Annotated in this window: 19 protein-coding genes, 1 tRNA gene and 1 pseudogene; 4 read left to right on the top strand and 17 right to left on the bottom strand. The window is 58.0% G+C overall.

All coding sequences use genetic code 11. The features are described 5' to 3' along the window. The coding region (locus VNZ65_RS23175; RefSeq protein WP_414649205.1) for a TonB-dependent receptor plug domain-containing protein at window positions 1–975 on the bottom strand (975 nt) is incomplete at its 3' end. A 102-nt stretch (window positions 976–1,077) separates the two neighbouring features. Here VNZ65_RS23175 and VNZ65_RS23170 point away from each other — a divergent pair. Beyond that, a pseudogene (locus VNZ65_RS23170) lies at window positions 1,078–1,185 on the top strand (magnesium transporter CorA); the annotation flags it as partial. 281 nt (window positions 1,186–1,466) lie between these two features. Here VNZ65_RS23170 and VNZ65_RS23165 read toward each other — a convergent pair. After that, window positions 1,467–1,880, bottom strand: a complete 414-nt coding sequence (locus VNZ65_RS23165; RefSeq protein ID WP_325673280.1) for a PPC domain-containing DNA-binding protein — start codon at window positions 1,878–1,880, stop codon at window positions 1,467–1,469. A 154-nt stretch (window positions 1,881–2,034) separates the two neighbouring features. Between VNZ65_RS23165 and VNZ65_RS23160 the strand changes: the two genes are divergently transcribed. Further along, entirely contained in the window at window positions 2,035–2,673 is a 639-nt protein-coding gene (locus VNZ65_RS23160; protein ID WP_325673278.1) for a LysE family translocator, read from the top strand. 224 nt (window positions 2,674–2,897) lie between these two features. Here VNZ65_RS23160 and VNZ65_RS23155 read toward each other — a convergent pair whose 3' ends face one another. From VNZ65_RS23155 to VNZ65_RS23145, 3 genes are all read right to left on the bottom strand, one after another. Then, window positions 2,898–3,314 carry a PaaI family thioesterase gene (locus tag VNZ65_RS23155; RefSeq protein ID WP_325673277.1) on the bottom strand — a complete coding sequence of 139 codons (417 nt, stop codon included), beginning with the start codon at window positions 3,312–3,314 and terminating at the stop codon, window positions 2,898–2,900. A 151-nt stretch (window positions 3,315–3,465) separates the two neighbouring features. Then, window positions 3,466–4,713 carry an amino acid--tRNA ligase-related protein gene (locus tag VNZ65_RS23150; RefSeq protein WP_325673276.1) on the bottom strand — a complete coding sequence of 416 codons (1,248 nt, stop codon included), beginning with the start codon at window positions 4,711–4,713 and terminating at the stop codon, window positions 3,466–3,468. 635 nt (window positions 4,714–5,348) lie between these two features. Continuing rightward, window positions 5,349–5,534: a 4-oxalocrotonate tautomerase gene (locus VNZ65_RS23145; protein ID WP_325673274.1), complete on the bottom strand. Its 186-nt coding sequence runs from the start codon at window positions 5,532–5,534 to the stop codon at window positions 5,349–5,351. 119 nt (window positions 5,535–5,653) lie between these two features. Here VNZ65_RS23145 and VNZ65_RS23140 point away from each other — a divergent pair, with 119 nt between their 5' ends. Then, a complete protein-coding gene (locus tag VNZ65_RS23140) occupies window positions 5,654–6,547 on the top strand; it encodes a LysR family transcriptional regulator (protein WP_325673272.1) in 894 nt (297 codons plus the stop codon). 63 nt (window positions 6,548–6,610) lie between these two features. Here the strand turns inward: VNZ65_RS23140 and VNZ65_RS23135 are convergent, their stop codons facing one another. The 12 genes from VNZ65_RS23135 to mltG all read right to left on the bottom strand — a co-directional run bounded on the left by VNZ65_RS23135 (window position 6,611) and on the right by mltG (window position 20,198). After that, window positions 6,611–6,874: a PAAR domain-containing protein gene (locus VNZ65_RS23135; RefSeq protein WP_325673270.1), complete on the bottom strand. Its 264-nt coding sequence runs from the start codon at window positions 6,872–6,874 to the stop codon at window positions 6,611–6,613. 10 nt (window positions 6,875–6,884) lie between these two features. After that, window positions 6,885–8,558 (bottom strand): type VI lipase adapter Tla3 domain-containing protein, encoded by a 1,674-nt coding sequence (locus tag VNZ65_RS23130; protein ID WP_414649204.1) that lies wholly within the window; start codon window positions 8,556–8,558, stop codon window positions 6,885–6,887. Beyond that, on the bottom strand, window positions 8,555–10,843 hold the full coding sequence (locus VNZ65_RS23125) for a T6SS effector phospholipase Tle3 domain-containing protein (RefSeq protein ID WP_325673268.1): 2,289 nt from the start codon (window positions 10,841–10,843) through the stop codon (window positions 8,555–8,557). Before VNZ65_RS23125 ends, VNZ65_RS23130 begins: the two co-directional genes overlap by 4 nt. A 19-nt stretch (window positions 10,844–10,862) precedes the next feature. Continuing rightward, window positions 10,863–13,655, bottom strand: coding sequence for a type VI secretion system Vgr family protein (locus VNZ65_RS23120; protein ID WP_325673266.1), 2,793 nt, complete (start codon window positions 13,653–13,655; stop codon window positions 10,863–10,865). A gap of 704 nt (window positions 13,656–14,359) precedes the next feature. Further along, window positions 14,360–14,449: transfer RNA gene (locus tag VNZ65_RS23115), tRNA-Ser, on the bottom strand. 93 nt (window positions 14,450–14,542) lie between these two features. Next, complete coding sequence (gene hemW, locus VNZ65_RS23110; protein WP_325673264.1) at window positions 14,543–15,799, bottom strand: radical SAM family heme chaperone HemW; 1,257 nt, start codon at window positions 15,797–15,799, stop codon at window positions 14,543–14,545. Continuing rightward, complete coding sequence (gene rdgB / locus VNZ65_RS23105; protein ID WP_325673262.1) at window positions 15,796–16,380, bottom strand: RdgB/HAM1 family non-canonical purine NTP pyrophosphatase; 585 nt, start codon at window positions 16,378–16,380, stop codon at window positions 15,796–15,798. Before rdgB ends, hemW begins: the two co-directional genes overlap by 4 nt. A gap of 102 nt (window positions 16,381–16,482) precedes the next feature. After that, on the bottom strand, window positions 16,483–16,995 hold the full coding sequence (locus tag VNZ65_RS23100) for a GNAT family N-acetyltransferase (RefSeq protein ID WP_325673260.1): 513 nt from the start codon (window positions 16,993–16,995) through the stop codon (window positions 16,483–16,485). A gap of 50 nt (window positions 16,996–17,045) precedes the next feature. After that, a complete protein-coding gene (locus tag VNZ65_RS23095; RefSeq protein ID WP_061946111.1) occupies window positions 17,046–17,426 on the bottom strand; it encodes a PilZ domain-containing protein in 381 nt (126 codons plus the stop codon). 20 nt (window positions 17,427–17,446) lie between these two features. Next, the gene (locus tag VNZ65_RS23090) at window positions 17,447–18,484 is read right to left on the bottom strand and encodes a DNA polymerase III subunit delta' (RefSeq protein ID WP_325673257.1); all 1,038 of its coding nucleotides are present in this window, start codon (window positions 18,482–18,484) and stop codon (window positions 17,447–17,449) included. 21 nt (window positions 18,485–18,505) lie between these two features. Next, window positions 18,506–19,135: a dTMP kinase gene (tmk, locus tag VNZ65_RS23085; RefSeq protein WP_325673255.1), complete on the bottom strand. Its 630-nt coding sequence runs from the start codon at window positions 19,133–19,135 to the stop codon at window positions 18,506–18,508. Window positions 19,136–19,217: 82 nt separating this feature from the next. Then, window positions 19,218–20,198, bottom strand: a complete 981-nt coding sequence (mltG, locus tag VNZ65_RS23080) for an endolytic transglycosylase MltG (protein WP_325673252.1) — start codon at window positions 20,196–20,198, stop codon at window positions 19,218–19,220. A gap of 132 nt (window positions 20,199–20,330) precedes the next feature. Between mltG and VNZ65_RS23075 the strand changes: the two genes are divergently transcribed. Further along, window positions 20,331–21,112: folate-binding protein (locus VNZ65_RS23075; protein ID WP_325673251.1), on the top strand; the 782-nt coding region annotated here is incomplete at its 3' end.

Raw genomic sequence — 21,112 nt, 5'->3', positions numbered from 1 at the left:
CGCCATCGGCATTTTCATCATGCCGGCATTGGGGTCTGGCTTGCGTAGCGTGTAGTTGTCCATCAGGTGATCGGCATAGTTGTAATATGCGATCGCCTCAAGCTTGGCGATATGCTGGCTGATATTGCGCTTTTCGAATTTGGCGTTGAAACTGCGGCGCTTGAAGCTGGCCCCATCCATTCCCCTCCCGGCATAGGCCGCGAATCCGTCGCCGATGCCTGCATTCAATTCCAGCAGGGTGTTGGCGTCTGGCGTAAAACCGAGCACGGCGTCCATATTCCATTTATCCCAGCGCGACTCGACCGTTTGCCGATTGCCATCCTTGTAGTCATTGGCTTGCGCGTGATTGGCGATTACCCGTGTATACACATCCGGCGTGCCGACGGCAAGATCCGCCCTCTGTTCGTTGCGGCCGTAAGATCCAGCCGTCAGTCCACCGTCAAAGCGGACAGGGTTACCGGTCGCTGAGAACGGCTCCGTCGTACGCTCGAACAGCACCGTCCCGGCTGACGCTCCCGGCCCCCAGATCACGCTTTGCGGGCCCTTGATCACGGTCAGCTTGTCGTAGCTTTCCGGAGAAATATAGGAAGTCGGGGCATCCATGCGGCCAGGGCAAGCGCCGAGGATCGTAGTGCCATCGTTCAGAATGTTGATACGCGAACCGAACATGCCGCGCAAGACGGGATCGCCATTGCTGCCGCCGTTGCGGACCGCGGAAAAGCCGGGAATGGTTTTCAGGTAATCGGCGCCGTCGCTGGCCGGTATCGGCTGGCGCGGTGCTTTGGGATCGACCACGATGGTCAGCGGCGAAGTCTCTTGCGCTGCCGTGACGACGACCGTCGGCAGCAGCACGTCGTTCGACGCGATCTCGCTGGCAATGGCGCTGGCAGTCAGGGTACTCAGACTGGCGACGGCGACGCGAATCAACGCAGGCAGGATTCGAGGGCGGGCGTGTGGAACATCATGCATGTGCATCCTATCAATGGCTGAGAAAATTCCCGCCGAGTATAGAAGTGCATCTGCTTAAAAAGAATGCGGCTAATTGTCGCACCCTGTGGCAAAGCCAGGTCGATCACTCGTAACGCGGTGAAGAATGGCGAATCGGGCCACTCTTCGGTCGAACTGCTGCCCCATTTGCTGCGCGACCAGGCTGACGTTCTTTCAAAGATCGTGCGCGCAGCCATTTATCGCCACGCCGCCTGTTTTAAAGCACGACAAACCTGGTTTATCCATCGTTCTCGTAGCTGAGCAGGTTTCTCTGCCACGCTGAATTCGCACGCCGGATGTAAGCAGGTCCGGGATCCGCGTGGGCACGAGGTGCCCACCCTACGATGCCGTGCAAACTCTTGCTTAGCGCAGGCCGTAGGGTGGGCAGGTTTTTCTGCCCACGCTGAATTTGCACACCGGATATGAAGAGGTTTTGAGATCAGCCAAGCACGTCATTCTGATCATGCATGGAGCTTGCTTCACACGCCATCCGGATATGATTGCGACGCTATGGTCAGCTCATGGTGGCCAGAAATTGCATCCGCTTCGCGGGTAAAGCGATGTTCCGGCAACAAGACTAGCAGCAGCTCGGCCGTCGTGCGCACGATGCATCCCGCCGCCACATGCCCACCCAGCACCCGGCCTTGCGCATCGGCCACGCTCATATGGAGATGGGCGCCATCGACCGAGAGCGATCCGGCCAGTGTCAGCATCTCCAGGTCGCTGCGCAGCTCGGTGGCCCGTTTCGCCCCCGCAAAGCGCAGCTGTGCAACAGACAGGCTGCCGATACCCTGAAGCACAAATGCCGCGCTCACGCCGTGTTCGGCCAGCACAGCCTCCAGAGTGGCGCGCAGGTCCTGTCCAGGACTAAGACGTAGAGGAAGAGTTTGCATAGGAGGACGCTACGCCAGAGAAGTTTGGAAAATATATTACATGGAATAGTGCATGGCCGGGGAGCAAAGGCTCGGTTACAGCGCAGATCGGGCAGGAAGTGTAATATTTCATTCGATCACGCATTCCCGCCCGCTTCCCCGAGGAGATATCGCAATGAGCCCCTTAGCCGCTATCGCAGCCATTCTTGCCGCCCTACTGATAGGGGCGATGAGCCCAGGCCCGAGTTTTGTGATTGTCGCCAGGCATTCGATCGGCTTGTCGCGTCGCGACGGCTTGGCCACGGCGGTCGCCATGGGACTGGGCGGCGTTTTCTTCAGCGGCATTGCCCTGGTCGGACTGTACACCTTGCTGGCCACCGTGGGCTGGCTTTACATGGGCCTCAAGATTGCCGGCGGCCTGTACCTGCTCTACCTGGCGTCGAAAATCTGGCGCGGCGCAGCGGCCCCGCTGGCCCTGAACAACGAACGTGCTGCAAGCGGCGGCAACCTGCGCCGATCGTTCTGGGTCGGACTCAGTACGCAGTTGAGCAATCCGAAGACCGCGGTGGCCTATGGCAGCATTTTTGCCGCCCTGCTCCCGCAGCATCCGCCGCTGTGGTGCTATTTCGCCCTGCCGCCGCTAGTGTTTGCAGTGGAAGCCGGCTGGTATACGGTCGTCGCCCTATGTTTTTCCAGCAAGCGGCCGCGCGAACTGTATCTGAAAGCCAAAACAAAAATCGACCGCGTCGCCGCCGGCGCCATTGCGGCGCTTGGGCTGAGGTTGTTGTTTACGGCGCATAAAACCGGCATTTAAGTATTGCTCCGGGAAGTTCTTTTACTTGGAAAAAAGCTTCTGCGGCTCCAGGCAGGGATTCCTTGGCAGAAGAATGCCGAATCAGAGGGGGACTAGTTATACCCTGGCTGGCTAGGCAAACTGCCGGCGACGATTGCCAATCTGACGTGCTGATTTTCCCTCCAGAACGTCCGTCAATCGATGGCCTCGCATGAACTGGTCTTCTTCTTTCCATCGCGCCGAGCTCAGGCAGGGACATTGACGATCGTAGCCTGCATGATGGCAATCACTTTCCAGTCGCTTCCCGACAAGGCCCGCACTTCCCCTGTGCAGACAGTGAGCAGCTTGCCTGAAGTCTGCACTTTTCCGATTGCCAGGAATCGTTCGCCAAGCGCGGGACGCACGAAGTTGATCTTGAATTCGGCCGTGACAACGTCGCACTCGGCCGGCGCCTTGGTCAAGGCCGCATACCCGCATGCGGTGTCAACAATACTGGTTATTGCGCCTGCGTGAACATAGCCGCGCTGTTGCGAAAGCTGCGTGGAAAATGACAATTCAATTTGCACCTCGCCATCTGCAACTGAGGCAAGCTGCGCGCCGAGGGTTGCCATCAGGCCTTGCGCTTTGAAGCTGGCTGCGATTCTTTCTTGGATGTCGTTCATGGGTCAATGGCCTCTTGATGGGATCGCAGCTATCTTCGCACAGCTCGGGGAGATTTTCTCGCGCCAGCGTATTGATTGCTGCGTAAGGCTCGCTTACGAATGGCAGCGTCGGGTCATTGCCGCCACCATCCGCACATGCAATTCCTTCCGCTCACGGAATGAGCCGCCCGGGTCCCCGGTGAATAAAGCTTGCTTCCTTAATCCCCGGCATCCCCAAAAACAAGGCCGTCAAACGAACCAGTCCGAGGCCAAATCCGCCATGGGGAGGCGCTCCCAGCTTGAACGAATCCAGATAGAACTCCAGCCCCTTTCCTGTCAGCTCTTTTTCTGCAAGCTGCTGCATCAGGATTTCGTGACGGTGCTCGCGAATTGCACCGGTGGTAATTTCCACTCCCCGATAGAGCCGCTCGAAGCTGCGCGTCAGCGTTTCTCCCTCCCGCATATGATAGAAGGGCCGCTGTTTCCATGGCACGCGCGTCAACGCCACGAGATCATGACCCTGCTCTTGCAGCATCGCCCCGAGCTTGCGCTCTTCCTCGGCGCTCAGCGATTTTTCGCCAGAAACACCTAGCAATGCTTGAGCCTCGGCAAATTCCAAAACGGTATACTGCGACGGGACACTCGCCATGGGATAATGCTGCGCCAGTTCCGGCCCCAGCGTTGCAATGACCTTCTGCAACGCCTCGCTAATCATTGCACATTCCAGTTCGATGATCTCGTATTCACTCTTGACGCCTTCCAACTCGACGTCGAACGAAATGAACTCGGTTGCGTGACGAGAAGAAAAGCTTGGTTCGGCCCGAAAGACTGGACCTACCTCATAAATTTTACCGAGGCCCGCCATGATCGCAATTTGCTTGTAGGCTTGCGGCGATTGCGCGAGATAGGCCTTTTCGCCGAAGTATTTCACTTCAAACACTTCTGATCCGGATTCGGAAGGCGCCGCCATGAGCTTGGGCGAATGAATTCCGATAAATCCACGGCGCCGGAGAAATCCGGTCATTTCCGCTTCGATTTCACTTTGAACAATCAATGCCAGCGCTTCCTTGCGCTCCCGGAATCTCGCCACCGGCCAGTCCAGCTTCGCGCCGATGTCACTGTCGATGGATATCGGCCATTGGATTGCAGGCGACACTAGCTCCACCGACTCCGCCTGTATCTCGAATCCCCCAGGCGCCTGCCTGGCGGCGACCACGGCCCCTTCGACCGCAACATAAGACTGGTGCATCAATAACTTCGCTTGCTCACGAACTTTACCCAATGCGACGGCCTGTAATTTACTCGCTCCGGACTCCAGAACGATAAAGGCAATTTGACTCTGGATGCGGGTAGCGGCGACAAATCCTTCCACCCTGACTTTTTTCCCTGCTTGCGTTGCAATTTCTTCAAACGTGAACATTTCCTTCTCCTCGGCTAGTTGCAAAATCGGCTGCCCCTGGGATTCCGGAAATAAAAAAGCCCGGAATCTTCCGGGCTTTTAAACATCGTGTTCGCTTCTCTAATCAGATAAAGCGGATCGATTCCAGCCCGGTATCGAGTTGAAATCATTATTATTCAGCGCAGCGGCAACCAGCCTACCCATACGCGCACGCGCGAACTCACCCATAGAGCTGGACTCACGGGCTGTATCGCTGCGGCGGCTTAAAGGAAATGGCATATTTGTATCGAGCTATTGTTCGGTTTATGTATTAAAAATCAATTCCAGGTCCGCGTCAAGCATTTCGGTGAAACGGCATGCCGAATGGCCCACTCGGCATGCCTCTCCGATGAAACGCTTTGGCGTAAACGATTTTGCAGCGACATGGTGCCAGAGTGAGGCTGACACGAATTAACCAGACAGGCGTAACATGCATTGTCAAACCTGACGCCATGGGGGCGCTATGAAGCCGGCATTTTGGAACCTTATCGCAATCGCCTTGATTGCCACTGCAGCAGTAAGTTCGTACATCGAGTATCAGTCCGGCGCACTCCATAATAACGGGACGTCTGTCTTATGGAGCCGGCCGGACTGACGACAACAACCTGCCTGCTGATTTACTTATCCGCGACCAGCTTGCCCGCCTTTGCCCAATCTTCACGCGACACTTCGCTAATCACAATATCGACGCTTTCCGGCGGACAGACCAAGGTTTCGACAACAACCCGGGTCACCTCGCGAACGAAGGTGCGCTTTTGCTCCGGCGTGCGGCCGGGATGCATTTCCAAACGTAATATGGGCATAACAGTTCCTCGGTAAGCGACGCCCCGGATGGGGCGTCGATACCTTCAGTGTTACTCAATTGTGAACGCGGATAAATATGCAATAATTTCAGTTATTCAAAACCCACAGGTTCTTAATCATGGACAAGCTGGCTGGCATGGCAATGTTTGTGCGGGTGGTGGACAGCGGCAATTTCACTGCTGCCGCCAGCGCCAGCGGGGTTTCCCCCACCATGGTTGCCAAACACGTCCGGACCATTGAACAACGGCTTGGCGCCCGGCTGCTCCATCGCACCACGCGCCGCCAGCAGCTGACTGAAGTGGGCCGGCTCTATTACGAACGTTGCAAGCGCGTGCTGTCCGAAGTGGAACTGGCCGAGGCCAGTGCTTCAGAGCTGCAGGCCAGCCCACGCGGACTGATCAGGCTGGTTGCCCCGGTGAGCTTTGGCAGCCAGAGCCTTGTACCGGTCCTGACCGACTATCTGGCCCGCCATCCCGAAGTGAACGTGGAACTGACGCTGGATAATCGCGTACCTGACTTGATCAACGAAGGTTACGAACTAGGTCTGCATATCGGTGAAATTGACAGCGTCGGGCTGGTCGCGCGACCGCTGCGCCCCTATCGCAGGATACTGGCGGCAGCGCCAGGCTATCTTGCGCGGCATGGGCAGCCAGAACGCCCAGAACAATTGAAGACGCACAGTTGCCTCGGCTTGTCCTATTGGCGCCACCATGATCGCTGGCATTTGCTTGGGCCTGAGGGTGAATTGTGCGTAGTGCCGGTAACGGGCCGATTCAGCGCAAACCAAGGCAGCGCTTTGCGCAATGCGGCCTTGCATGGCGCCGGCATCGTGCTGCAACCGGAAGCGCTGCTGGCCGACGACATCGCGGCAGGCCGTTTGCTGCCGGTATTGCCGGCCTGGTCCTATAAGTCCACGCCCATGTATCTGATTTACGCACAGGATAGCCGGCCAACGGCCAAGTTACGCAGCGTTATCGATCTGCTGCTAAAGCACTTCGGTCTCAACGAGTAGAGAGTGGCCACCAGAGAAGCTGGAGGTCTATCCTGGAGTAGGATGTCGAGAGGATGAACGCTCTCACATCCGTCCTGACGACCCTATGCTAGAGATCAGCGCCGCGCCGCAGGATGTCTTGTGGCCGTCGAAAGCTACTGCTTTGCCGTCGATTTGTACGGCCGGGTCGCCCTCCACGATCACGCAGTCATGATGGCCGGGCATCGGGCAGGTGCAACGATCGCCGACGCAGGCCACGGCCCGCTCCATCACAATCGATTTTTCCTGCCCGGTCACTACTTTGCCACCGTGACTGGTGGAATCCCCTAGACGAATCACCCCGCGCATCGTGTCGCTCTCATTTGAACGGGCTCACGCCACCATTATTCTTCGCCCATGCGGCCTTGGTCGCCTCATCCGGCGGGCTCACCATCACGATGCTGGCCATACCGTTCGGACGCCGGTTTACCGTCGCGCTGGCCCCGCCCTGCTGATAACTGGCGATCAATCCCAGCCCGATCTGCACCATGGGTGAACTGGTGCCGGTATTGCCGATGCGGGCGCCGATGTCGTAGCCCTCCTTCACCTCATCTGGATGAGGTGCTGAAGTGCCCACTTGCGCCAGTGCCTGGTTCAGCGGGATCACCCATTGCTTGTTGCCTGTGGTGTCGTAGAACAGGCGCTTGGGTTCTTTATTGTCTGGAAGCGCAGCGATAGCCTGTTCCCAACCGGCCTTCAAGGCTTCGGCCTGAAGAGCAGTCTTCAGTGGCTGGCCGTGATCGTCGGTCAGCTTGACATCCACGGGGCGGTGTATATAGCCCAGTAAAGGCGCGCTATCGAATTGTTTGAGCTGCCAGTTAGTCCAGCGCACGGGAATATAGGGTGTCGGTTTGAACTCGCCCGGCCCCTGGTTGCCAAGTGTTTGCCACAACTCAGGCAATTGTGCTTGCCACCAGCTTGACGACATCACCCCGATCGACCCCGGCTCGATAATCCCAGCTGCTTTTGCTTCCTTTTTGTAATGGGCATCAAAACTGTCAGGGCCTCGATCATCATTCTTATGCCAAAAGAAATTCCACAGCTTGACGACGTCGTACTCTGTATTGGTTTTATTAATATTGGCCGTCTGCGCTACGGCAAATGGTCGGATCAATTTGTCTACGCGATCCGAGCGCGACACTAGAAACGCGCCAACACTGTCCGGCATGGCTGGAATAACATGACCTACCTCGGGGGTGTCCACGTTGCCTGGGGTCTCAACCAGCGAGCGGACCATTGACCCGTCGCGGCTAAACAGCAGTGCCGCCGGAACGTCCGGATGGGTGTCGAAGAATGCGAACAGCTTTTCGATCATGGCTGTGCCGTCATCGGTATTGGCATCCTCTTGCCACAAGAGTAATGTCACGCCCAAGCTCGCCTCTTGGCGTAATCCCGCCAGGTCTTCTGCTGGCCGAGAAGTTCTTTTCGCCTTCGGGGGATACCAAATAATGACTGGCAGCGGCCACTGATCGACTGCATGCCGCGCGCCTCTCTCAAACGACAGGCCTGTCACAGCACTTAGCTTAGACAAGCGTTCGTCTGCGCTATTCGTATAATCTTCTGGGTTCTGCGATACATAACTAGCGTAATTGTCGGCCTTTTTTTCAATAGCCTGCCAGATTTCCTCATCGGTATTTTCGCCAACGACGACGCCCATACCCCGTACTTCCAGCGCAAACTTCTTTCCCGTTTGTGCAAGCATCGCCTGGGCGCCAGGAAGACTCGACGCTACTGCAGCGGAAGCAACCTGTTTTTGCGAAGACGAATCTGCGGAAGCATTCGACGACCGATGCATCCACGCCAAACTCCCACCGTAAGCCAGGATGGCAATGCCGAGCGCAGCCAATACACCATTTCGAATACTGCTTCCCATATACATCGTCTCCTGTCCTGTTGCTTGCCAATGATTATAATTCCCAGCCATCACATAGACGGTCCAGATGATCGCCACCAGCAAGAAGCCTGCAGCATACGGCCAAATGCGCGGCCTCATCGTAAGCTACCCAATCTTGCCATGCCCTGGGCGGCTTGGTTCTGGTAAAAGCGCATTTCCGCTTCTCTCTGTAGGTCAGCTGCCTGCTGCTGCTCTGCAGTGGCCTTTGGTGTCAATTCACTGGTCACCAGTGGTGGCATCGTCATCGAGACGAACTGTTCGCCAGGAAATGTGCCAAACTGATAATAATCTTTACAAGCCTCAATAAAACCCCTTTCTTCCTTGGTCAGGCGGTCTGTGTAGGCTTTGTTCTTCTTTATCTTGTAAAAAGCGTCCGGATCCAATTTCCAATCTGCTATGGCCACCAGCAGTTCATGCCAGACAGGATCATCCATCGTCACAGCCTGTCCGATCGCGACATCCATCGCCGTTACCCAGCGATGATTTTCTGCAGCATGCAGCAAGCCAGAATGGTAGTTGTTGGCTTCGTAAGCGTCCTTGTCGGTTTGCATTCGTTCACGCGCTTCTTTCGGCGTCTCCTCACGTTCCAGCGAGATTCCACTCCAGCTCACGCGCCAATTCTGGGATTGCTCGTCGACAGGTTTATTGGCATTGAACTCCGCTTTCTCTTTTTCCAGGGCCGAATAGGGATCGAAAAAGTGCCCCGCTGTTTTCCATTCCAGATCCGCATACTGATTACCCACGATCACATTCTTGGTAACATCGTCCGGTATCATCTTCCCAGCCCTATCAGCATATCCAGGCCTGGAGCCGCCGGTTTCACCTTTGACCTCGCCACCATACATGTCAGGTTCGCAGGGCGGTTTCAACTCTTCTCCGTTGATGAAACGGATATCGTTGCGTTTAAAGCTCGCCTGCAGAATTGCGTTCGTGCCTTGATCCGTCGCACTTGCATCAGGACCAGGCGACAAGCGTTCAAATTGTTCACGAACCGGCACCCGTGCCGGCTTGGTGCCGACCAACACCTTCTTGTACTTGCCATCGAAATTGTTGTCGCGCGTCATCCGCGTCCACATCCGTTGAAAGAAGCGCTTGGTCTCCAGAACCTTCATGGCGTCCATGGTGCTCTTCTTGGCATTTTTTGCCGCGCCGTCGGCAGGCACTTCATCGGGAACCCCGAAGGTGCCGATACCATGGACAGTCTTTAGCCCGACCACAGTATCCTCAGGACAAAAGTACAAATACACCTTGCCGCGGTTATCGCGTTCGTCAAATGTCACCCAGTTCTTGCCACTCTTGTCCAGGCGTTTGCCTTGCGTCTTGCTCCAGTTCGTCCCGGCGCGGCCACCGTGCTTGTCGTGATTAATCATCATGTCGGCCAGGTCCGGAATCGTGTAGGGCTTTTTCGTCACTTCATTGACGATGTCGATCAGGGTCTTGAGTTTGGCATGGCCGGTTTGATTGCAGTCGTCCGTCTGGTAGAGGCTGTAGGGAGTGTCGACCATGATGATGCAATCAACGCAGCGCTGGCCCTTCTGTTTCAGGATCGCCTGCGCCAGCAGGGTCAGGATCGTTCCCTGACTATGTCCCATGATGGTGATCGTTTCATGTTCAGGCTGCATGCCTTGCGCAGCGGCGAGCGCGGAGGGCTGGACCGATCGAATCATGTTGATCAGATGCGCCAGACGCGTTGCCGCCAGGACAAAATAGCGGCGCTCCGGTGCGTCAGCGGCATACATCGAGTTCCCCCCCAAGGCATTCTTGGTCACTCTGCGCGCCGCCCAGTCCGCCCTGAACCCCTCACCGTACATCTGGGGGATATTGTTCGTCGCGTTTGCGAAGAAGCCTCCCGCCTTGCCGAAATGTTTATCGAGGCGATTTCCGTGTATGTCCTGATACTGGTCGCGCATCAACAAATTGCCGTCCTTATCAGCGACACCACCTTTCACCTCTTCGGTGTTGCTTTGCCCCTTGGAGTTGAGCCGCGCAATTTCATCGTTTTGTGCGCGATACCCCCAGTAAAACGGAATAAAGCTGCTTTTAGTTGTGCCAGCAATTTCTTGGCGCCGATAGAGATAAGTATCGGGGTCGGTCAGTATTTTAGCGTCGAGTGTATTTGGATTTTTTTTGGCTTTCAATTGGCTATAGGTTGCACCATAGCTTCCTGCGCTCAAGTCATTCCGCGATAGCCGCTCATTGAGTCCTTTGCAAATCCCGTCTTCGACGAACGAATATATCGCGCCAGGATCGTTGACGCCATGGAGAAAAATTACGATGCCCGGCAGATCGCGCGGCAGTTGCACTGGGCGGTCATTCCCCCGGTCTGCATAGGTGACGGCGCCGGCGGCGCCGACAACGTGATAGTCGCTGTTGGTATCGGCCATAATTATCCTTGTTGGCTTCTCATAGTGCAGGTTTCAGGATGTCGATCTTGAGGATGCGCATGGCGTCGTCCTTGACCAGGTCGGTGTGGCCGTTCGCATCGCTCTTGCCTTCGATCACCCGTCCATCGTCCAGCGTGATGCGGTATGGCTGATGAGCCGCCGCGGCCGTCGATTCCGGCGATTCGCCGGGGTAGTGCAGCTTGAAACGCTGATCGGTCGGTGCGTTGTTGAAATTTGTCTTAGCCGCCTGCTGCGTCGAAGGGCCGCCCCACTGGTGCGATGCGGAGAGGAGTTTGATATCGCCGTTCGTGCCCAGCGTCACGCCGCCGCCGATCTTGATGTAACTGCCGTCTTCGGCAACAAAGCGAATCGTCGGCGCCGTGACCAGGACTTCATTTTCGTTGCTGCTGATCTTGACGCCCTTTTGCGCGTTGGCCGTCAATGCATCCGTCTGCACCTGCAGCAGCATCGGCCCTTCGCCTGCGATCGCCTGGATGCCTTTGCCGCGCGCGAACAGCTGCATGCCCTGGCCTGCAGTGGCATTCAGGCGCTGGCCGCTCATCAATTGCAGATGCTGCTGCGCTACCTGGTCGATGTTCTCGCCGGCATAGGTCACATGCGTTTTAGGCGTGACGGCGACGGACCCTGTAGCCGCGCCGAATGCCATGATGGCTGCTGCGTCCCCGCCGCCAGCAGATGCACTACCCGCGCCACTGCTGGATGCGTCCCAATTCTTGAGGGCTGTTGCGAGCTGGTTCTGGGCAGCGCCATCCGCAGCCTGGCCGCCATGCTGACCGGCATAGTCACCCAGCGCCTTGAACAAGGCCGTACACTCTCCGAGCAACTGGTTCAGTTCATCGCGCTCAAGAATGTGGCCTGCCGCCTTGTTGCGTGCGTAGGTGGTCAGGAGGATGCCTTTCGCAGCACGCAGCGAAGCCGCCGCATCTGTGCGCAATTCTGCGCCCTCGCCTCTAGCCTCACCACTGCCGTTCGTGCGCGGTTGCGTCAGATATCCCAGGTTGAGCTCACTGGCCGCATGCTCGCTGGCCAGCTGGCTGCTGATCTGGCCGGCGGTGTCATCAAAACGCAGCTGGTTGTAGCGGTTTCCTTTGATTTCCTTGGTCTTCATCCCGGACAGGAATCGATTGCCCGGCAGCGCGCCGGTATGGCTGAATGTCGCCGGCATGTTCGGCCCGTTATGCAGGACGCCGGTGACGAACATTTTATCTGGATCGCCATTCAGGAAATCCAGGGCAACTTCCATCCCCACCCGCGGCAAGGTATCGTGGCCGTAGTTTTTACCGGCCCAGCTGCTGCTGACCCGCACATAGGCGCTGTCTGTCTGCGTGCCGCTGGTTCCCGCACCTTGCGCATGCGCGTGATCGTCCGGATTCAAGCCCTGTATCTGTATCTTGATGCGGCCGAATTCGTCACAGTGAACTTCTTCCCCTTGCGGCCCGACTACCAGCGCCGTGATCGGATAGACACGCGGCAGATCGATGCGCGGATCGTATACCGGGGTCAATGCGACGCCGCGCCGCACGCAGGTGAAGGTGTTGTTATAACGGGTGTCGGGTGTTCCTGGTGCTAATGTCTGGAAGGTGACCGTCAACGAACCGGCGTGCCAGCGGCTGCTGTCAAACAGCGATTGCGCACGCTCGTTCAACTCCTTCGGCAAGTTATTCTCGCCGCGATGATGCAAAGCCGTGACCATGAACTGCCGCTGCTCCTGCGGGTGCGTATCCACCTCGGGATGGCCAGTCAGTTCGAACCAGCGGCCGACCGCAAGATCGCGCACGCCGCTTGCGCCGTCGACGCTGACGGCCCTGAGTTCATGCGATAGCATCCGCGCCTTGGTCAGCCGGTCGTAATCCGCCCAGGAATCGCCGGCGTGCGGCACATCGATGACGCTGTCCGAAAGCAGTTGCGCGAGATCGTTGCCGGCCTGTCCCTGATCGACGATACTGGTTTGCGACGCCTGCGCCATCTTGCCGCTCTTATAATCCGCGCTGGCGCGCTGGACGCTGCCGGACACGAGTTGTTGCGAAGCCGACCACAGCGTCACCGAATCACGTTCTTCGGTGGCCGCATCACGGTGATAGCGGATAGTGCCGGCACCCGATTGCGGCAACTTCATCTGGTCATCGAAAAATACCAGCATATGTATTGGTAAATCGCTGTTATTGCGGGCAGACGAAGCCTGTTCCGGTTGACCTGCCGCGGCGAACCATGCAATACCTTCGCGACGGCACAGCCGGCGGATAAAATCGGCATCGGATTCATGAAACTGCACCGTGAGCTCGCGCACAGGATACTGGCTCCGGTCTGTGTCGGATAGATCGAAGTCGAAGGCGCGCGCCAGCGCAGGGCTTTTTTTCTGCCACTCCTTCAGCAAGATTTCAATCACGTCCAGCACATTTTTAGTGCGAAACATCCGGGTATTGATCCGTCGTTCCAGCACTGACAATGCGTCGCGGATAGTTAATTGATAGGTAGCGAGCGATCCATCGGATTGTCCCGCACGCGCGTCGGTGATAATCCCGCAAATCTGATGCAATGCCCCGCGGTCGTTGACCAGCTGGACCGACACCGGCAATCCGATAAATGCATTGAGCGGCAGATTGGAGCGCGTCGACAGACAGGTCAAATGCCCTTCGATACCTGTACAGAGGCCTTCGGTAATGTCGATGCGTTGAACGACCAGGACCTGCTCGAGGGTACTCTGGGCACTTCCCCAATGCAGACGGATAGGCCGGTTTTCCTGATTCAGCGAACCGGAGGCAAACGTTTGCAACGCGTCGGCGAGATTCACGCTAACACTCTCTTGTAGCGAAGAACATATACGATCAGCATTTTGGTATCCTAATTGCAATTAACAGACAATGCAGCGGCGGTCTCAATCTTGGCATTTGGCAATCAAAATCATTGAGGGTCACACGATTACAGCCGGCAACCTTTCTATCGACGCGCCCCGAATGCCACTAGTTGGCAAATTTAGGTAAATTGCCATATTGCAACAGTGCAGATCTAATTGGCACCCTTTGTGACAAACAGCCGGAGTCATAAAGACTATTCTGTATTGCTTTACGGCGCGAGTTCAACAACCATTTCATGCATTTCAAGCCACCGGTCCTTGAGGACCACAAAATCGATTTAACCCAACATTCACTCTACCTCAAATTTGCTTGCCCGATTGCAAATGATTGTGACATCAACAGCAAATTAAGATAATCCCCCCATGAAAAATATTGCAATTAACAAAAGATAATTTAGCAATAATTACCACATTGGAGACAACTGGATTTTCCATTTTTGATCCGGTCCCTGACAATCTTGGATAGGTGCATCGCATGTCATATTCGTGGCCGACAGCGAAAAGCCGGCGCGCCCATATGTCGGCCCGAGCGTGTCTCGCCTCAACAGGCGGAAACGATTTGAACAATGTGGAAAAGATTGCTGCGCAAAGGACTTGGCAGAAAAGCAAAACGGCCCATAAAGGGCCGTTTTGCATGCATCTGGCGGAAGCGGTGAGATTCGAACTCACGAACGGGATAAACCGTCGCTAGTTTTCAAGACTAGTGCCTTCAACCACTCGGCCACACTTCCGGAAAGGTCGTAATTATACCCAATTTGCAACAGCTTAACGAGCGCCGCCCTGCTTTTTATACAAATTCTCTGGAGGCAGCCCAGGAAAACCGTTCAATCCAGCAAAAACATTTGCTGCAAATCATTCAAAAACCGCTGCCCCAGCACGGTCGGCTTGATGATTTTGTGGTCGCGGTACAGCAAACCCTTGGCTTCAGCCTGGTTGAGCGATTTTTCTATCGTATTGAGCGCCAGCCCGGTCCGTTCGCTGAACAGATTGACCTCGAAGCCGCCATTCAGGCGCAGCGCATTCAGCATGAATTCAAAACCGAGGTCGTCGCGGCCGATTTCCGTTTCTTCCTGCACCACATTGCCGAGCCGGCTGTGCTCCAGGTAAGCCTTGGGCTGCTTGTAGCGCATCTGGCGGATCACGCGATGGGGGAACGACAGCTTGCTGTGGGCGCCGGCGCCGATGCCTAGATAGTCGCCGAACTGCCAGTAGTTCAGGTTATGGCGCGCCTGGCGTCCGGCCTGTGCGTAGGCCGAGACTTCGTAGTGGCCGTAACCGGCGGCGCCGGTATGGGCGCTGATCATGTCTTGCATTTCGGCGCTGGCGTCGTCGTCGGGAATCGCCGGCGGGTACTTGGCGAAGTAGGTGTTCGGCTCCAGCGTCAGGTGGTACAGCGACAGATGCGGCGGCGCAAAGGCGATGGCGGTGGCGACGTCTTGCCGTGCCTCTTCCAGGGTCTGCGACGGCAGCGCATACATCAGGTCAAGATTGAAATTGTCGAAGGTCGCGTGGGCGATCTCGACCGCGCGGCGCGCTTCGCCGTCGTCGTGGATCCGGCCCAGCGCCTGCAAATGGCGGCCGTTGAAGCTCTGGATGCCGATCGACAGGCGGTTGATGCCGCTGTTGCGGTAGGACTTGAATTTCTCGACTTCGAAGGTGCCCGGATTGGCTTCCATGGTGATTTCCGCGGCGCCGTCCAGCGGCAGCAAGGAGCGCACGTCCGACATCAGGCGATCCAGCCCGGCCGCCGACATCAGGCTGGGCGTGCCGCCGCCGATGAAGATGGTGTAGATCTTGCGGCCCCAGATCAGCGGCAGCGAGGCTTCCAGGTCAGCGCGCAAGGCGGCCAGGTATTCTTCTTCCGGAAAACCGCCCTTGGCTTCATGCGAATTGAAATCGCAATACGGGCACTTCTTCACGCACCAGGGAAAATGGATGTACAGCGACAGCGGCGGCAAGGCGCTCAGGCTGAGCGCGCCCGGCTGCAGATAGGCCAGCGCGGCCTGGGCTGCGGCGGAAGGCTTGTCGGCCAGCGCGCTTTTGGCTTGCCCTGGCATGCCGATGGGCTTGATCGGGATCATCGCAGCTTCTCTACCAGTGCACGCAGGGCCTGGCCGCGGTGCGAGATGGCGTTCTTCTCAATGGCGGTGAACTCGGCGGCAGTCTTGTTGTGCTCGCTAATCAGGAAATAAGGGTCGTAGCCGAAACCGCCGGCGCCGCGCGCCTCGCTGATGATCTGGCCGTTCCAGCGGCCGTCGGCGATCACCGGCTGCGGATCGTCGGCATGGCGGACAAACACCAGCACACAGTAATAATAGGCCGATTTGTCGGCATGCGGCGCCAGGTCGGCGATCAGCTTGCGGTTGTTTTCGGCATCGGACTTGGGCTCGCCGGCATAACGCGCCGACAATACGCCGGGCGCACCGCCGAGAGCATTGACGCAGACCCCGGAATCGTCCGCCAGCGCCGGCAGGCCGGTCAGGCGCGAGGCGTGGCGGGCCTTGGTCAAGGCATTTTCGACAAAAGTCAGGTACGGTTCTTCCGCCTCGGGGACGTCGAATTCGCCCTGCGGACGCACGTCGAAATCGATCTGCGCCAGCAATTGGCCGAATTCTTTTAATTTTCCAGCGTTGTTGGAGGCTAGAACCAGGGTGCGCGACATAAGCAACTCAAAACAGAATAGGAGAAAACCGGTACTTTAGCACCGGCAGGAAATAACGTCGGACAGGAGCGTAAATGGGCGTCTAAATGCAGCGGCAGTGCTTCAGGCGACGCGTTTGCCCAGGATCACCAGATCACGCTCGATGCCGTCCAGGGTGGCCACGCGCGGCATGTTGGCCCAGCGCTCGAAACCGAAGGCGTCGAACAGTTTCAGGCTCGGCTGGTTATGGCCGAACACGAAGCCCAGCAAGGTGTGCACGCCGATGCTCGGGGCGTGCGCGAGGGCTTGCCCCAGCAGATAGCGGCCCATGCCCTTGCCGCGCGCATCTTCGTGGATATAGATGGATAGCTCGGCAGTGCCGGAATAAGCCGGACGGCCGTAAAAATCGGAATACGACAGCCAGCCCAGCAGCGACTTCCGGCCATCTGCGCCCTCCTGCTCCACCACCCACAGCGGACGGCGTTCGGGATTGTGATGGTCGAACCAGGCCTGGCGCGAAGCCACCGTGACCGGCTCGGTATCGGCCGTCACTTCGCGCGAAGCGACGGTGCTGTTGTAGATGGCGACAATCGCCGGCAAATCCTGCTGCGTGGCGAGTCTGAAGCTGTAGTCCATATGATCCATAGTGCTGTAGTAGTGCTGAATATATCGTTGCCGCGGGCAGCTTAGTAAGTATGGGTCGGACGCGCCGAGCCCAGCGCCGAACCGAGCACTTCTTCGATCCGCTTGCGCAGCCGCTGGCCGCTGTCGTCGTCCGGGAAATGCACGCCGACGCCCTGCGCCTTGTTGTTATTGGCGTTCTTCGGCGTGATCCACGCCACCTTGGCGGCGATCGGATACTTGGTGCCGTCGTCCATCAGGCTCAGGATCAGATAGATTTCATCGCCCAGGTGGTAAGTCTTGTTGGTCGGCACGAAGATGCCGCCATTGACCAGGAACGGCATGTAAGCGGCGTACAGCGCCGATTTTTCCTTGATTACCAGCGACAATACCGACGGCCGGGATAGTTTGACCGGCTCGGCCGGGATTGTGGTGTTCTCTGCCATCATCGTCCTATAAGCAAAATTCAAGCAAACATGCTGGCGTAATCCAGCAGCATTTCTTCAATGAACAGGCGCGCCGAGAGCGGATGGTCGGCGATCGCGCGACGCTCGTTGCTGCTTTTCAGGGCCCGCAGCAAAGCGCCGGTCTCGACTTTGGCGGCCAATCCGGCCAGCGCTTTTTCATACCGGGGATAATACCGGATTGTGCCGGACAATTTAAGCGAAAACAGGTCATACAGCCAACGTTGTTGCCAGGCCACCAGCTCGGCCACCGGGGTTTTCTGCAAATGCTCGGCGCATTTCAGGGCGCCGTCGATGCCGGGCCGGGTCAGATGCTGCAAAAATTCGTCGATCAGCTCGCGCCCTTCGCTTTGCGACTGCACGTAGGCGGTCAGGGGCGCACCGCCCTGCTCGGCCAGCCAGACATCGGCATCCTTGACATCCTGCTGGCGCAGCCAGGCCAGCGCCTGCTCACGCGACGGCAGCGGCATGGCGAATTTACGGCAACGCGACAGGATGGTCGGCAGCAGGCGGTCGAGGCTGTTGGAACTGAGCAGGAACACGGTATTCGGCGGCGGTTCTTCCAGCGTCTTCAGCAAGGCATTCGCGGCAGCCGTATTAAGCGCTTCGGCCGGATACAGCAACACCACGCGCTGGCCCTGGCGGTGGGTGGAAATATTCATGAAGCCAGCCAGCGCCCGGATCTGGTCGATCTTGATTTCCTTGGATGGCGCCTTGGCCGATTTGGCGGTCTTTTTACCGTCGCCGGCCTCGCCTTCTTCGCCGTCGCCGGCCTCATCGCCGTCGAGGATTTCCGGCCGTACACGGCGGTAATCAGGATGGTTGTACTGCACGAACCAGCCGCACGAGCCGCATGTGCCGCAGGCATGGCCATCCGGCAGCGGCGTTTCGCACAGCAGGGACTGGGCGAACTGCTCTGCAAAAACGGTTTTGCCTATGCCTTCGGCGCCATGGAACAGGATCGCGTGCGGCAGCCGCGCGCGCATCTGCTGCAGCTGCTGCCAGACGTCGCCCTGCCACGGGAACAAGGTATTACTCATGCGATGCCTTTTCAGTCTGCTTCAAGGCTTGGCCTGTTCTGCGCATAATGTAGCGATGATGCCGGTCAGCGTCTGCTGGACCTCGGCAATCGTCCGGGTGGCGTCGATGATCTGGAAGCGCTCGGGAAACTGGGCGGCGCGGCGCAGGTACTCGGCGCGGGTGGCGGCAAAGAATGCCGACTTTTCCTGTTCAAACTTGTCCAGCGTGCGGGTGGCGTCGAGACGGTCGCGCGCCACTTCCAGCGGCACATCGAACAGCAGGGTCAGGTCCGGCTGCAGATGCGGGTGCACCCATTGCTCCAGCGCTTCCAGCTTGGCCAGCGGCAGCTGTCGGCCGCCGCCCTGGTAGGCAAAGCTGGCGTCGCTGAAGCGGTCCGAAATGACCCAGTCGCCACGCGCCAGCGCCGGTTCGATGACTTGCGCCAGGTGTTCGCGGCGCGCCGCGAACATCAGCATGGCTTCGGTTTCCAGGTGCATTTTCTGATGCAGCAGCACTTCGCGCAGGGCTTCCCCCAGCGCGGTGCCGCCCGGTTCGCGGCTGGTGACGACGGTCAGGCCGCGGTTGCGCAGCAGCTCGGCGACAAAGCCGATGTGGGTCGACTTGCCGGCGCCGTCTATGCCTTCAAAGGTGATGAATTTTCCTGATGCCATTGTCTTAATCTGTGTATGAAGCCGTGTCACGCTACTGAGTTGCGTGACTGTTTTGCGCCATTATCGCCCATAGTCGGGAAATCTAGCGCTGATACTGATTGACCGCCTGGTTGTGCTCGCCAAGATTGTTGGAAAAATGGCTGCTGCCATCGCCGCGGGCGACGAAGTACAGGGCGTCGGTTTGCGCCGGATGCAGCGCTGCCGCGATCGACTCGGCGCCTGGCAGGGCAATCGGCGTCGGCGGCAGGCCAGCGCGGGTGTAAGTGTTATACGGCGTGTCGGTGGTCAGGTCGCGCTTGCGGATGATGCCCTGGTATTGATCGCCCATGCCATAGATCACGGTGGGGTCGGTTTGCAGCAGCATGCCGATCTTCAGGCGGTTGACGAAAACGCCGGCGATCGTGCTGCGGTCGGCGCGACGGCCGGTTTCCTTTTCCACGATGGAAGCCATGATCAGCGCCTCGTAGGGCGTCTTGTAAGGCAGCGTAGCGTCGCGTCCTTCCCAGGCCTGGTTCAGGCGCTTGAGCAGCAAGGCGTGCGCCTGCTTGTAGACCTGCAGATCGCTGGAACCCTTGGCGAACAGATAGGTATCCGGGAAGAACAAGCCTTCCGGCATGCTGTAGTCGGGACTGATTTTTGCCAGCAGTTCAGCATCCGACAAGGCCGCCGTATCGTGCTTCAGCGCCGCTTGCGCCGCCACTGCCTGACGCATCTGGCGGAAAGTCCAGCCTTCGATCACGGTCAGCGATTCTTGCGCAAACTCGCCGCGCACCAGCTGTGTCAGCAGGCGCAGCGGCGTGGCGCCGGGTTTCAGCTCATAGCTGCCAGCCTTCAGCTTGCCGCCCTTGCCGGTAATCCGGGCCAGCAACTCCAGCAGCTGCGGATTGACGCCAACCCCGGCCTGGTCTATCTGTTCCACCGAACTGGCCAGCGTGCTGCCGGGCTGGATGGCGAACGGCCGCACCGGCCCGGCATCGAATACCGGCTGCTGCGCCCAGTAAGCTACGCCGCCAGCAGCCATGCCGCCCAACAAGATCACCCACAACAATAGTTTTTTAAACAAGACCGGTCGCTCCGAATTAATCGTATCTATTATTTCAAGCAGCGCAAAAACGGCGAAACCCAACGCCTTTTTTGCGACATCACTATAATCAACCCAATATGATAATCGCTGTTTTGGGAATGCTTACGATTTATGAATGAAATGACAAGTACCTGGCCGGAATTTCTACAGCAACAAACACTGGCAGCACTGCCGCCGGCTGCGGCGGCCCAGCCGTCTTTCATTGCCCCGCTGCAGGAACTGGGCCTGATCGCCGCCAGCGGCGAAGACGCCGCCAGTTTCCTGCACACCCAGCTCACCAACGATGTCCAGAACCTGACTGCAATGCAGGCGCGTCTGGCCGGCTATTGCTCGCCCAAGGGACGCCTGCAGGCAACCTTCCTGATCTGGAAGAGCGGCGACAGCATCTTCCTGCAGCTGCCGCGCGAGTTGCAGGCGGCGCTGCAAAAGCGCCTGCAGATGTTCATCATGCGCGCCAAGGCCAAGCTGGCTGACGTCACGGAAGCGCACGCCGTGCTCGGCTTCGCCGGCGATGCTGTTGCCGCAGCGCTGGCGCCATGGTTCCCGGCGCTACCGGATGCACCCTACGGCAAAATCGACAACCAGCATGGCAGCCTGATCCGCGTCGCCGACGCCGAAGGTGCGCCGCGCTATCAATGGATCGCCAGTCCCGAGACCGCCATCGCCGCCTGGCCGCTGCTGAGCAACAGCCTGCAGGCGCTCAGCGCGCAAGCCTGGCGCCTGAGCGAAATCCAGGCCGGCATCCCGCAGATCACGCTGGCTACGCAGGAACAGTTCGTGCCGCAGATGGTCAACTTCGAAGTGGTTGGCGGCGTCAACTTCAAGAAAGGCTGCTACCCGGGACAGGAAATCGTCGCCCGCAGCCAGTACCTGGGCAAGCTCAAGCGCCGCGC

The organism is Collimonas sp. (genome assembly GCF_035566555.1).
GTDB lineage: Bacteria > Pseudomonadota > Gammaproteobacteria > Burkholderiales > Burkholderiaceae_D > Collimonas.
Note: the sequence above shows the minus strand (reverse complement) of the source record. Positions and strands in the feature narration are given on the sequence as shown.